This window comes from Polaribacter sp. MED152, from assembly GCF_000152945.2.
In the GTDB taxonomy this organism is placed as follows: Bacteria; Bacteroidota; Bacteroidia; order Flavobacteriales; family Flavobacteriaceae; genus Polaribacter.
Map to the genome: position 1 here is coordinate 731,772 of NC_020830.1, position 13,646 is coordinate 745,417.

The 13,646-nt window shown below is 30.1% G+C and carries 12 protein-coding genes; 7 read left to right on the forward strand and 5 right to left on the reverse strand.

Annotation, left to right across the window (positions count from 1 at the left end):
- Positions 1-57 precede the first annotated feature (57 nt).
- Together purL and MED152_RS03365 are read left to right on the forward strand one after the other, a co-directional pair.
- Positions 58-3,735, forward strand: a complete 3,678-nt coding sequence (gene purL / locus MED152_RS03360) for a phosphoribosylformylglycinamidine synthase (RefSeq protein WP_015480449.1) — start codon at positions 58-60, stop codon at positions 3,733-3,735.
- 307 nt (positions 3,736-4,042) lie between these two features.
- On the forward strand, positions 4,043-4,831 hold the full coding sequence (locus tag MED152_RS03365; protein WP_015480450.1) for a pentapeptide repeat-containing protein: 789 nt from the start codon (positions 4,043-4,045) through the stop codon (positions 4,829-4,831).
- Between the two features lie 69 nt (positions 4,832-4,900).
- Here the strand turns inward: MED152_RS03365 and MED152_RS03370 are convergent, their stop codons facing one another.
- Entirely contained in the window at positions 4,901-5,356 is a 456-nt protein-coding gene (locus MED152_RS03370) for a DUF4442 domain-containing protein (protein WP_015480451.1), read from the reverse strand.
- A gap of 153 nt (positions 5,357-5,509) precedes the next feature.
- Between MED152_RS03370 and MED152_RS03375 the strand changes: the two genes are divergently transcribed.
- The 5 genes from MED152_RS03375 (at position 5,510) to MED152_RS03395 (ending at position 10,195) form a co-directional block, all read left to right on the forward strand.
- The gene (locus MED152_RS03375) at positions 5,510-5,929 is read left to right on the forward strand and encodes a DUF4870 domain-containing protein (protein WP_015480452.1); all 420 of its coding nucleotides are present in this window, start codon (positions 5,510-5,512) and stop codon (positions 5,927-5,929) included.
- Positions 5,930-5,939: 10 nt separating this feature from the next.
- Positions 5,940-6,284, forward strand: a complete 345-nt coding sequence (locus MED152_RS03380) for a PadR family transcriptional regulator (protein WP_015480453.1) — start codon at positions 5,940-5,942, stop codon at positions 6,282-6,284.
- Positions 6,277-8,007, forward strand: coding sequence for a PspC domain-containing protein (locus tag MED152_RS03385; RefSeq protein ID WP_015480454.1), 1,731 nt, complete (start codon positions 6,277-6,279; stop codon positions 8,005-8,007). Before MED152_RS03380 ends, MED152_RS03385 begins: the two co-directional genes overlap by 8 nt.
- A gap of 98 nt (positions 8,008-8,105) precedes the next feature.
- A complete protein-coding gene (locus tag MED152_RS03390) occupies positions 8,106-8,831 on the forward strand; it encodes a head GIN domain-containing protein (protein WP_015480455.1) in 726 nt (241 codons plus the stop codon).
- 329 nt (positions 8,832-9,160) lie between these two features.
- Positions 9,161-10,195, forward strand: a complete 1,035-nt coding sequence (locus tag MED152_RS03395; RefSeq protein ID WP_015480456.1) for a TlpA disulfide reductase family protein — start codon at positions 9,161-9,163, stop codon at positions 10,193-10,195.
- On the opposite strand, the gene MED152_RS03400 is transcribed toward MED152_RS03395, so the two are convergent.
- The 4 genes from MED152_RS03400 to MED152_RS03415 all read right to left on the reverse strand — a co-directional run bounded on the left by MED152_RS03400 (position 10,192) and on the right by MED152_RS03415 (position 13,645).
- On the reverse strand, positions 10,192-10,398 hold the full coding sequence (locus MED152_RS03400) for a hypothetical protein (protein ID WP_015480457.1): 207 nt from the start codon (positions 10,396-10,398) through the stop codon (positions 10,192-10,194). The two genes, MED152_RS03395 and MED152_RS03400, sit on opposite strands and share 4 nt — an antisense overlap.
- Positions 10,399-10,625: 227 nt before the next feature.
- Positions 10,626-11,579 carry an acetyl-CoA carboxylase carboxyltransferase subunit alpha gene (locus tag MED152_RS03405; RefSeq protein WP_015480458.1) on the reverse strand — a complete coding sequence of 318 codons (954 nt, stop codon included), beginning with the start codon at positions 11,577-11,579 and terminating at the stop codon, positions 10,626-10,628.
- A 73-nt stretch (positions 11,580-11,652) separates the two neighbouring features.
- Complete coding sequence (locus tag MED152_RS03410; protein ID WP_015480459.1) at positions 11,653-12,567, reverse strand: DMT family transporter; 915 nt, start codon at positions 12,565-12,567, stop codon at positions 11,653-11,655.
- Complete coding sequence (locus MED152_RS03415) at positions 12,554-13,645, reverse strand: LptF/LptG family permease (protein WP_187288766.1); 1,092 nt, start codon at positions 13,643-13,645, stop codon at positions 12,554-12,556. Before MED152_RS03415 ends, MED152_RS03410 begins: the two co-directional genes overlap by 14 nt.
- Position 13,646: the final 1 nt, after the last annotated feature.

Below are 13,646 nucleotides of genomic sequence, written 5' to 3' on the forward strand. Positions count from 1 at the left end.
TTTAATTGCCTTTTGTAAGTAATATTTTAACTTTACACCCTTAAATCTAGACTACAAATGATTCATTTCTTTGGAAACAAAAACAGCAAAGTTTATGCTGTTCAAACAACAAAAGAATTCACTCCAGAAACAATTGCAAAACTGACTTGGTTATTTGGCGACCAAAATATTATAGAATCTGCGTCTTTAGACGCTTTTTTTATTGGTCCAAGAGCAGCAATGATTACACCTTGGAGTACCAATGCTGTAGAAATAACTCAAAATATGGGTATTTCTGATATTCTAAGAATAGAAGAATTTAATGCTGTATCTGAAGACTTTACAGATTTTGATCCGATGATTTCAGAAAAATTCAGTAGTCTAAATCAAGAAATGTTTACCATTGATATTCAACCTGAGCAAATTTTAGAAATTGATGATATTGCAGCATACAATGCTAAAGAAGGTTTATCTCTAAGTACTGAAGAAGTTGAATATTTAGAAAATGTATCAGAAAAAATAGGAAGAAAATTAACAGACTCTGAAGTTTTTGGTTTTAGCCAAGTAAATTCAGAACACTGTAGACACAAAATTTTTAACGGAACTTTTGTTATTGACGGTGAAGAACAACCTTCTTCTTTATTCAAAATGATTAAAGAAACTTCAAAACAAAATCCAAACGATATTGTATCTGCCTATAAAGATAATGTTGCCTTTATAAAAGGCCCTAAAGCTGTTCAGTTTGCACCTAAAACTGCAGACAAACCAGATTTTTACGAAACTAAAGATTTTGAATCAGTAATATCTTTAAAAGCAGAAACACACAACTTTCCAACCACAGTAGAACCTTTTAATGGGGCTGCAACAGGTTCAGGAGGAGAAATTAGAGATAGATTGGCTGGAGGAAAAGGTTCTTTACCTTTAGCAGGTACAGCTGTTTACATGACTTCTTATTCACGTTTAGAAGAAAATAGGTATTGGGAGAATAAGTTTGATGCAAGAGATTGGTTGTATCAAACACCCATGGATATTTTAATAAAAGCATCTAATGGAGCTTCAGATTTTGGAAACAAATTTGGTCAACCATTAATTACAGGTTCAGTTTTAACTTTTGAACATGAAGAAAATGCTGCTTCAAGTGATGCTAAACCAAGAAAGTTAGGGTATGATAAAGTAATTATGCAAGCAGGTGGTATTGGTTATGGTAAAGCAGACCAAGCACTAAAAGATACACCAAAAGAAGGAGATAAAATAGTAATTCTTGGAGGTGAAAACTACAGGATTGGTATGGGTGGTGCTGCAGTTTCTTCTGCAGATACTGGTGAATTTGCTTCAGGTATTGAGTTAAATGCTGTACAAAGATCAAATCCAGAAATGCAAAAACGTGCTGCAAACGCAGTTCGTGGAATGGTGGAGAGTGATGATAATTTCATTGTTTCTATTCACGATCATGGTGCAGGAGGTCATTTAAACTGTCTTTCTGAATTGGTAGAAGATACAGGTGGTAAAATTGACCTAGACAAATTACCAGTTGGAGACCCAACGTTATCTGCAAAAGAAATTATTGGTAACGAATCTCAAGAAAGAATGGGATTAGTTATACCAGAAAAACATATAGAAACGTTACAAAAAATTGCTGAGCGTGAACGTTCTCCAATTTATAAAGTAGGTGATGTTACAGGTAATGACAGGTTTACTTTTGAATCTAAAACTACAGGAGAAAAACCTATGGATTTAGCTTTAGAAGACATGTTTGGTTCATCACCAAAAACGATAATGACAGACAAAACTGTTGTTAGAAATTATAAAAACCCGAGATATAAATCTAAAAACTTAAAAATTTATTTAGAGCAGGTTTTACAATTAGAAGCTGTAGCTTGTAAAGATTGGTTAACGAATAAAGTAGATAGATGTGTGGGGGGTAAAGTTGCTAAACAACAATGTGTTGGTCCATTGCAAATTCCGTTAAATAATGTCGGAGTTATGGCTCTTGATTATAATGGAAAAGAAGGTGTAGCAACATCAATTGGGCACTCTCCTATTTCTGGCTTAATTCATCCAGAAGCTGGGAGTAGAAATTCTATCACAGAAGCATTAACAAATATTATTTGGGCACCTTTAAAAGATAATTTAAACTCGGTTTCTTTATCTGCAAACTGGATGTGGCCTTGTAGAAATGAAGGTGAAGATGCACGTTTGTATAAAGCTGTAAAAGCAGTTTCAGAATTTTCGATTGATTTAGGAATTAATGTTCCTACAGGAAAAGATTCTTTATCAATGAAACAAAAATATCCTGATGGAGATGTAATATCTCCAGGAACTGTAATTATTTCTGCTGCTGCCAATTGTAACGAAATTAGTAAAGTAGTTGAACCTGTTTTACAAGTTGATGGTGGAAACATCTATTACATAAACCTTTCTCAAGACAATTTTAAATTAGGTGGTAGCTCATTCAATCAAGTCTTAAATGCTATTGGTAACGAGGCTCCAGATGTAACAAATGCTAAGTTTGTTAGTAATACCTTTAATACAATTCAAAGGTTAATTAAAGATGATAAAATTGTTGCTGGGCATGATGTTGCTTCAGGAGGATTAATAACTACACTATTAGAACTTTGTTTTGCTGATGTAAATTTAGGCGCAGATTTTGATTTATCATCCTTAAACGAAGAAGATTCTATCAAAGTTTTATTCTCTGAAAATTCAGGAATTGTTTTTCAAGCAGATAGCTCTGCAGAAACAGTTCTTTCAGAAAATAATATTGAATTCTTTACTATTGGTACAGCAAACAATTCAGGTAAAATCACTATTAAAAATAACGAAGATAATTTCTCTTTCGATGTTGCTGAAATGAGAGATGTTTGGTACAAAACATCATTCTTATTAGATCAGAAACAAACTGCGAATAACTTAGCACAAGATAGATTTGATAATTATAAAAAGCAGCCATTAACGTATAAATTTCCAGAAAGCTTTACAGGAAAGTTACCGAAAATTGATAAGAATAAGCCAAAAGCTGCCATCATTAGAGAAAAAGGTTCTAACTCAGAACGTGAAATGGCAAATGCCATGTATTTGGCTGGCTTTGACGTAAAAGATGTACACATGACAGATTTAATTTCTGGTCGTGAAACTTTAGACGATATCCAGTTTATTGGTGCAGTTGGTGGTTTTTCAAATTCTGATGTTTTAGGTTCAGCAAAAGGTTGGGCTGGTGCTTTTAAATACAATGAAAAAGCAAATTTAGCGCTTAAAAACTTTTTTGAAAGAGAAGATACCTTATCTGTTGGTATTTGTAATGGTGCCCAATTATGGATGGAATTAGACTTGATTAACCCAGATCATAAAGTTCATGGAAAATTAGTGCATAACGATTCTAAAAAACATGAAAGTTCGTTTACTTCTGTTAAAATTCAAGAAAACAATTCTGTAATGTTGTCATCATTAGCAGGCTCAGAATTAGGAGTTTGGATTTCTCATGGAGAAGGTAAATTCAGTTTGCCAGAAACAGAAAACAACTATAACATCTGTGCTAAATATGGTTATGAAGGATATCCTAATAACCCAAATGGATCTGATTTTAACACAGCAATGATGTGCGACAAATCAGGAAGACATTTAGTAACTATGCCACATATAGAGCGTTCTACGTTTCAATGGAATTGGGCCAATTATCCAGCAAATAGAAAAGATGAAGTTACACCTTGGCTTGAAGCTTTTGTAAATGCTAAAAACTGGTTATTAAATTTACAGTAATGAAAAGGCAATTTAAATAGTATTAGTCTCCTAAATACTTTGATTCACATTTGTTTAAAAATTTGATTTTTCTTAACTTCGCAATCGAAAAATTAAATTAGTGATTTGGGGGAATGACTTATTTAATAAAACAAAGAGACTGATTTATTTCAGTCTCTTTTTTTTATCCCAATTTTTACTCCGTTTTTTAAGGATTTTTCATCTCTTGATTATTTAATTAAACAACTTATTTTTAACTAAAGTTTGATCAACTGTCACAATTCAAATTCTAATTGGTCTTTATAGAAACAGATTAAAACTTTACAAGATGAAAATTAAATTTACTTTACTTACAATCCTTTTTTTATCACTTTCATTAACTGCGCAAAACAAAATTGATGCAGCCACAATTATGGAAGACATTGCAAACGGAAAAGATATAAACTACACTAACAAAACTATTGTTGGTACTTTAGACTTTACTTATATGGAAGAGGCCTTGAAGAAATTACCAAAGAGAAAAAAGAAAAATAGTTGGTGGGGTAATGGAAATTACTCTAACTCTATAGAAAAAGATATAGATGTAAAAATTTCTTTTACAAACTGTGTCTTTAGAGATGATGTTTTGGCTTATATACCAGATGAAGACTCAGGTTATACATTTACAGCCGATTTTGAGGAGTCTGTTATTTTTACCAATTGTAATTTTGAAGGTAAAGCAATGTTTAAGTACTCTGACTTTGATAGTGATTCAGATTTTTCTGGAAGTATTTTTTCTGAAGATACTACCTTTAAATATGCTAAATTTGATAGAGAAATTTCTTTTGAGAACACAAAATTTGTAGAAGTTTCAACATTTAAATATTCAGAATTTAGAAGAAATGTAAGTTTTGCAGGTTCTGTATTCGAAGATTCAGCAATTTTTAAATATACAAAGTTTAAAGACGGTGTATCTTTTAGAAATGTAAACTTCGAAGAAGACTTAAATATTAAATATATGAATGTATCAGGTGATTTTGATATTTCTAATATGAATGTGGGCTATGATATAGACTCTAAATACACAAAAATTAATGGAAAGAGTTTTAGTAAGTATTTACTTAATGTAAAAAACTAACTAAACTATATTGTCATAAAAAAAAGGGATCATACAAATATGATCCCTTTTTTTTATAGTATTATTAAATTATGATTTCACCTTTAAACTCCATTGAAACGTAAAATTAGAAACCACTACTCCATCTGAATTTACACCCTCTGCAACCAAATTAACAACCTGACCTTCTTTTGTTTCTGCCGATTTTTCTATGGCGTCTTTTATCTCATTACCATTATTACAAGTAAAAACAATTTTGCCTGTAGCTTTTTTAAAAAAATTTCCATCTTGATGTGTTACTAACATCGAAACTTTCTTTTTAGAATTTTCTATGGCTTGCATTACCAAAACTCCTGTACTCATTTCTGCAGCCATACCTTGCGCAGCCCAAAACATACTATTAAAAGGGTTTTGATTCATCCACCTGTGCTTAATAGTTACTACACATTTTTGGTTATCTAACTCTTTAACTCTCATACCTGATAAATATCCTAAAGGAAGCTTAAAAAGCATAAAAGCATTAATTTTCTTCGGTGTAATCTTCATAAGTACTGAATTTGTTAGCAATGTACCACTTTTAACTGTAAGATTTGTAAAAGTACAAATGTTAAAGAAATGTTAATTACAGTACTATGTATTGCATAATACCTTTTAAAAGATATATATTTGTATAAGCAAGTATTATATTAATCATCAACCATGAAAAAAAATAACGAAAGTACCAATGCTTTTTTAATACACATATCTGCATTTGCAGGTTTTATATTTCCATTTGGTAACATCATTACTCCCCTTATTGCTTGGCAAACCTTAAAAGATAGAAGTTTGTATTTAGATGAACAAGGTAAAGAAGCCATCAACTTTAACATCAGCTACACACTGTATGTATTTTTAATTTCTATTCTTTTTATACCTTTTGCTTTTGGCTCTTTTTTTAGAAGAAGTTTTAACGACTTTCATCTAAATATAGATTTTCCAAACTTTTTTGGCTTTTTAGGTATAGGCTCTGTTGCCACAATAATTTATATCATAGGTATTGCACTAGTTATTATTGCAAGCCTAAAGGCGAAAGAAGGTGAAGGTTATAAATATCCTTGCACCATAAAATTCATAAAATAAATCACAATACATGAAGATTGAAAACACAAAAGCACAAATGCGAAAAGGTGTTTTAGAGTTTTGTATTTTATCTATATTAAATAGTGGAGATGCATATACTTCTGAAATTCTATCATCGCTTAAAAGTGCAGAAATGATTGTGGTTGAAGGAACCATATATCCGTTATTAACTCGTTTAAAAAACGCAGGTTTACTAACTTATAGATGGGAAGAATCAACCTCTGGACCACCAAGAAAATACTACGTTTTAACAGAAAATGGAGGCATGTTTTTAAAAGAATTAGATAAAACATGGAACAGCTTAATAAACTCAGTTAACCAAGTAACTAGCAAAAAATCAACTACAAATGAATAAGACTATAAACATAAATTTAGGCGGATTTTTCTTCCATATAGATGAAGTTGCCTATCAAAAATTAAAAAGATATCTAGAGTCTATTTCTAGGTCTTTGAGTGATGATCCTCAAGGTAAAAATGAAATTATTGCAGATATAGAAGCAAGAATAAGTGAACTTTTATCTGAAAAAATTACAGATGCTAGACAAGTAGTAAATGAAGGTGATATAGATGATGTAATTAAAATTATGGGGCAACCAGAAGATTATGCAGATGCTGAAGAAGCTTATAGCGATTCTAGTTATTCGTATAAAAGAAATAGTGCCTCTGGTAAAAAACTTTTTAGAGATGGTGATGATAAATTTTTGGGTGGTGTAGCATCTGGAATTGCTCACTATTTTGATATTGATACTATTTGGATTAGACTTGGTTTGTTAGCCCTATTTTTTGGAGCTGGTTTTGGTGTAATATTGTACATTATTCTTTGGATTTTATTACCTGAAGCTAAAACCACTGCAGAAAAATTGCAGATGGAAGGTGAGCCTGTAAACATTGATAATATTGAGAAAAAAATTCGTGAAGAATTTAACAATGTTTCAGAAAATGTAAGAGTGGTTGCCAATCAAGCATCAGAAAAATTAAAAGAAGGTGCCAACGAATTTTCTGATAAAATGAGCAAAACATTTTCGGGAAAGACAACAAAAAATAATGGAGCAAGTGACTTTTTTGACACTATTGGTAAAATTATCTTAGCCGTTTTTAAAGTTATTGGTAAGTTTATTGGTGTAATTATCATTTTTGTTTCTGCTGCTGTTATTTTATCTCTTATTATAGGAGGGTTTTCTGTAGGAAGCTTAGAATGGTTAAATGTAGATGGAGATTTTGTTACCTATCCTCCATTCTTTCACGATGCAATTTTACCTGTTTGGTTGTTAACATTATGTTCTTTTTTATTAATAGGTATTCCGTTTTTAGTATTATTTATTCTAGGTCTAAGAATATTATCTAGTAACGTACAAAAACTGAATAAGCCAACATCATTAACACTTTTAGGTATTTGGATTTTATCGTTATTAGCGATGATATTTACTGGAATTGAGTTTGGATCTTCACACTCAAACTATGGAATATCAACAGAAAAAAATGAATTAAACTTTGTTGCACAAGATACTTTAGCTATTAAAATGATAAATGATGATACTATACTTTATCGTCATAACTTAAGAAGAAGTTCTAGCAAAGAAGAAATTTTAATTGATGGCGAAAAGAAAGTTTACTCTAGTTACATCAATGTAAATGTAGAAAAAAGTAATTCTGACAAAAGTTATATGATTATTCAAAAAGAATCTAGAGGTAGAAATAAAGTATCTGCCAAAAACAATTCTAAAAAAATAGAATATGACTTTGAGATTGTAGACAACACTATTGTATTGGATGCTTATTTCTTATCTGATTTTAAAAATATTTGGAAAGAAGAGAAAATTAACATTGCCATTTTTATTCCAGAAGGTGTAACTGTCTTTTTTGATAATAGTACTCGTAATTTCTTATATGATGTAGAAAATACAGGAGATATTAGAGATAGAGATATGCCTAAACACCACTTTATTATGACAGAAACTACCTTAGATTGTACAGACTGTATTTCGAATTCGAAAGTAGAAATAATAAACGAAGAGGAAAAAAATGAAGATGATAAGATAGAAATTATTGTAAAAGAAAAAAGTATTGAAGTGATTTAACACTTCAGTACTTTAATTCTACAACTGGGCAACTTTTCTTTAATAATTAGCGTCTATTGTAAGACATTTGACTCGTAACCAAATAAAAATCAACTATTATGAAATCTATCTCAAAACAAATCGTATTCTTTTTAGCAGTAACCTTAATGCTTAGCTCATGTAATATGAACATGATGAATAGTGTTAACGGAAATAAAAATGTAGAAGTTGCAGACAGAACTGTATCTGAAGACTTTACTAAAATTAAAGTTAGTACTGGCTTAGATCTATATTTGTCTCAAGGCAATGAAAATAAAATTACCTTAGAATCAGATGAAAATTTGCATGAAATTATTTTTACTGAAGTTGAAAATGGTGAATTAAAAATTTATTCAGAAAAGAATATTTGGAATGCAAAAGCTAAAAAAGTTTATGTAACTGTAAAAGACTTAACAAGCTTAGTTGCCACAAGTGGTGCTGATGTTGTTACTGAAGAAGAATTAAATGTAAAAAATATCAATGTAATTTGTACAAGTGGTGCAGATATAGATATTGAATTAAATGCAAATTCGGTGATAAGCACTGCAACAAGCGGATCTGATATAGAGCTAAATGGTTCTACAATTAACCATACTTCTAGTGCAACAAGTGGTGCATCTATAGAAGCTTATGGGTTAAGAAGTGAAAATGTAACTGTAAACGTTACTAGTGGAGCAGACATTAACATATACGCATCTGTAAGTTTAGATGCTAGAGCAACAAGTGGTGGAGATATTGATTATAAAGGAAAACCAAAAAATGTTCAAAAATCATCTACCTCTGGTGGAAGTATTTCAGCCAATTAATAAAATTATCAATCAACCAAAATAGTTTTCTAAAGGCTTTATTTAAGCCTTTAGATTTCTTTAAACCAACCAAAAATGAGCTTTGTAAAAGGATTATCATTTGTAAAAATTATCATCACTTTATCAATAATAATATTTAATTTTATAACAACTTTATTAGAATAGCTAACTCTAATAATTATACTAATACTTGGTTTTATTAGTTTACTTGGTAAGTCGTCGTTTTTTAATTTAAAACGACGCTTACTTTTTTATACCTCTTATAAAGCTAACAAATAGCCAATATCTGCTACCAAAATTTTATATTTGTAACATATATAAATATAAAGATGAATAAATTTATACTCCTAGCCTTTAGTGCACTTCTATTAACTGCATGTGCAAACCCAACAGAAAATAATTTTGTAACGCTTTCAGGAAGTTTAGAAAATAGTAAAGACACTATTTTATCTATTGCTAACAATACTGGTGTTCTTAAAGAAATTAAGATAGATGAGTATGGTGTATTTAATGATACTTTAAAATTAAACTCTAGCAAAGGTGAGATCTACACGCTTTTTACAAATCCTAACAATAGAGCACCTATATTTCTAAAAAACGGTTATGATATTACTTTAAAAGGTGATGCAGATCAATTTATGGAAAGTTTTATCTTTTCTGGCAAAGGAGCTGAAAACAGCAACTTTGTATTAGCGCAAATACAACAAAGTCAAAGTATAGGAAATCCACAAGATGTTATAGAACTAGAAGAAGCTGCATTTAAAAAAAGAGTAAATGAAATAAAGTTTGAATATGACAGTATTTTAAACTCTTACAATAACTTAGATTCTGCCTTCTATGCTTCTATAAAAAAACAAAATGAACAAATGGTTGCTTATTTTGAGAATGCTTTTCAAGAAAACTTAACCATGGGTAAAGGAAATCCATCACCAGTATTTACAGATTATATAGATATTAAAGGTGGTACAAAGTCTTTAAGTTCATTTAAAGGAAAGTTTGTTTACATAGATGTTTGGGCAACTTGGTGTGGTCCTTGTATTCAACAAATTCCTTACTTGCAGAAATTAGAAGAGGAGTATAAAAATAAAAACATTGCTTTTGTAAGTATTTCTACAGACGAATCTCAAAGAAGTGGTGGATCTTGGGAAGCCGCAGAAAAAAAATGGAGAAACTTTGTAAAAGACAAAAATATGAGTGGTGTTCACTTATGGTCTGGAAAAGACTTTTCTTTTCAAAGAGCGTATAAAATAAATACCATTCCTAGGTTTATTTTGATAGATCCAAAAGGTAATATTGTTGATGCAAATGCACCTAGACCTTCAGATCCTAATTTAAAAAACCTTTTTACCTCTTTGGGCATTTAATACCCAACAGAATTAACTAGTTTGCTCCCTAATCTTAAGAAATAATTCATAAAAAAGATAAAAGAAAAGAAGAAAACCATACCAACTCCAAAATCTAAAAATGATTCTAATCCATTCTGAGACATTAAGTGTTTACCAGAATAATAAACTAAACTAAGGGTAACTAAAAATAGAAAAATCTGTTGTAAAGTGCTTTTAAACATAACTCAATATTTAGGGATTAATGAATAAGTATCAGATAATTAACTTTAATATCTTTTACTTTTACTCAAAGATACAACCCAAATAAAGTTTACAACTAGTATCGAAGTTGAATAACAATTTACTAAAGACGAATGCAATTCAACTGTGGATTTACTAAAAATTGGATGTACAAAAAAAGCGAAATTCTAAATAGAATTTCGCTTTTTTTATGTTAGATTATTTTAACCTATTCTTTATATACACCCATATCTGCATATTTGTCCATTCTTTTAGACACTAAATCTGCAGGAGTTAAATCTTTAAGTTGATCAAAAGCTTTTACTATTTGCTGTTCAACCGCTTTAAAAGCCCCTTCTCTATCTGAATGTGCACCTCCAATTGGTTCTTTTATAATAGCATCTATTAACTTTAAACGCTTCATATCTGAACCTGTTAATTTTAAAGCTTCTGCTGCTTGCTCTTTAAATTCCCAACTTCTCCATAAAATTGATGAACAAGATTCAGGTGATATAACAGTATACCATGTATTTTCCATCATATATACTCTATCTCCTACTCCTATTCCTAATGCACCTCCAGAAGCTCCTTCACCAATTACAATAGTAATAATAGGTGTTTTTAAACGAGTCATTTCTAAGATATTTCTAGCAATAGCTTCACCTTGACCTCTTTCTTCTGCTTCTAAACCAGGGTAAGCTCCAGGTGTATCTAATAAAGTAACAACAGGAATACTAAATTTCTCTGCCATTTTCATTAAACGTAAAGCTTTACGATATCCTTCTGGGTTTGCCATACCAAAATTTCTGTATTGACGAGTTTTGGTATTGAAACCCTTTTGTTGCCCAATAAACATAAAAGATTGATCACCAATTTTACCTAAACCACCAATCATGGCTTTGTCATCTTTTACATTTCTATCTCCATGAAGCTCCATAAAAGTATCTCCACAAATTGCTTTAATATAATCTAAAGTATAAGGTCTATTTGGGTGTCTAGATAATTGAACTCTTTGCCAAGGAGTTAAATTTTTATATATATTTTTTCTAGCGTCCACTAGTTTTTTCTCAATCTTTTTGCAAGTTGCAGTAACATCAACATCACTTTCTTCACCAATTATCTGACACTTTTCTAATTGTTCTTCAAGCTCTTTAATCGGCATTTCAAAATCTAAATATTCCATTTTTAGTTATTTTGATTTAGTTAATAGAATAAACAAACATACTACAAAATTTGCTTTTTTACACCAAAAGGAATTACTTTTTTGAGCCCATCTTTCGCTTCAACTTTTGTTTCAAAGTTGCTTGGTTTTTAATAACCCCATTTGCTAAAACCACACCTAAAACAATGGCTGCACCCAAGTAAAATTCTGGATTCATTTTTTCTTTATCACCAAAAATAAAAAGAGCTAAAATAATAGCATAAATTGGCTCTAAATTGATGGTAAGCATTACTGTATAAGGAGATATGTATTTCATAACCTTAACAGAAGCTATAAAAGCATAGGCAGTACAAATGCTACTTAATACAAAGAGATAGAACCAATCCATCTTTTGCAAGACAAAAAATTCTAGTGTTATTTGGCCATTAATTACTAGATAAATAAACACAAATAAAGTTCCGAATAAAAGCTGATAAAGAGATATTCTATTCTCATCATATTTTTTAACAAACAGGCCATTTAACACTGCAAACAGTGAACCTAGAAATGAAGAAATTAGGGCATAAATAATACCTAGTTGATATTGGCTCTCAAAATTAAAAATGATATATAAGCCTACAATTACAAAAAGCCCAAGAATTAATTCTAAGGATTTAATTCTTCTTTTAAAAAAAACAGGTTCTATTAAAGAAGTAAAGAAAGCACCTGTACTCATAGTAACCAAGGCAACAGAAACGTTAGATACTTTTATAGCTTTGAAAAAGAAAATCCAATGAGTGGCAATAATTACTCCTGTTATTAAAAACTTAAACACACCTGTTTTATCTAGATAAAAGGACTTTTTCTTTATCAAAAAATAGAGAGCTATAAAAAGAACAGCCAAACCCATTCTAAAGAAAACTAAAGGAATAGCGTCGATAGTGATTAATGCTCCTAAAATGGCAGTAAAACCCCAAATAAATACTATAAAATGAAGTAAAAGGTAATTTTTAAGCTTATTTTCTTGCATTTAAATACAAATAAAGAGCAATAGAACCGAAAAAGATATTTGGCATCCAAACATATATAAATGAGTTAACACCTGCAACAGCACCTAAAACTTCAGATATTTTTAAAAGAAAAACATAGATGAACATCATACCTACACCTATTGCTAAATTTACTCCTGTACCTCCTCTTCTCTTTCTAAATGCTAAAGCTACTGCAATTATGGTAAGTACATAAGAAGCTATTGGCAAACTAGTTCTTTTATGAAATTCTACTAAGTAAGCATTTAAATTTTTAACTCCTCTTTTTTCTGAAATTTCAATAAATTTTAGCAATTCATCAGAAGGCATTTCTTGAGACAAAGCTGATTTATATATTAAATCTCTAGGTGTAAAATTAAATACAGTATCAATTTTATTACCTGAAAATATACTGTCTTTATCGTCGTAAATTTTTCTTAACCTCCAGTTTTGAAGTGCGAAAGTAGAATCTTTATCATTATACCTAATATTGTCTGCTACCAATTTAGATTTCATTGTTAAACCATCATAAACTTCAGATGTAAAATCATAACCAGCATTACTTTGCGTGTTAAAATTTCTAATAAAAATATAGGTACTATCTGTGAGTTGTAAACTAAAATCACTTATGTATTTAAACTCTTGATTCTGACGCTTATTTTTAATATAAGTCAGTTCAAATTTCTTTCGAATTTTACTACTACTTGGAACCACAAAATGATTCATTGCCAATGACAATAAGGTAATTAATGTAGCACCTATAAAATAAGGAAATAAAAATCGTGTAAATGAAATTTTAGCATTGTTAATTGCAATAATTTCAGTGTTGTTAGATAGTTTAGAGGTAAATAAAATTACAGCAATAAACAACGCCAATGGCATAAAAGTGTTGGCGTAATAGATTATAAAATTGATGTAATACTCATCTACAATTTGTAGAAAACCTAAATCTTGATGCTCTAAAAAATTATCAATTTTTTCTGCTATATCAATAGCAATAGCAATTGGAATCAATATTAACAAGGTAAACAAAAAGGTTACCAAAAATCGTTTTAATATGTACCAATCTAAAATCTTCAAA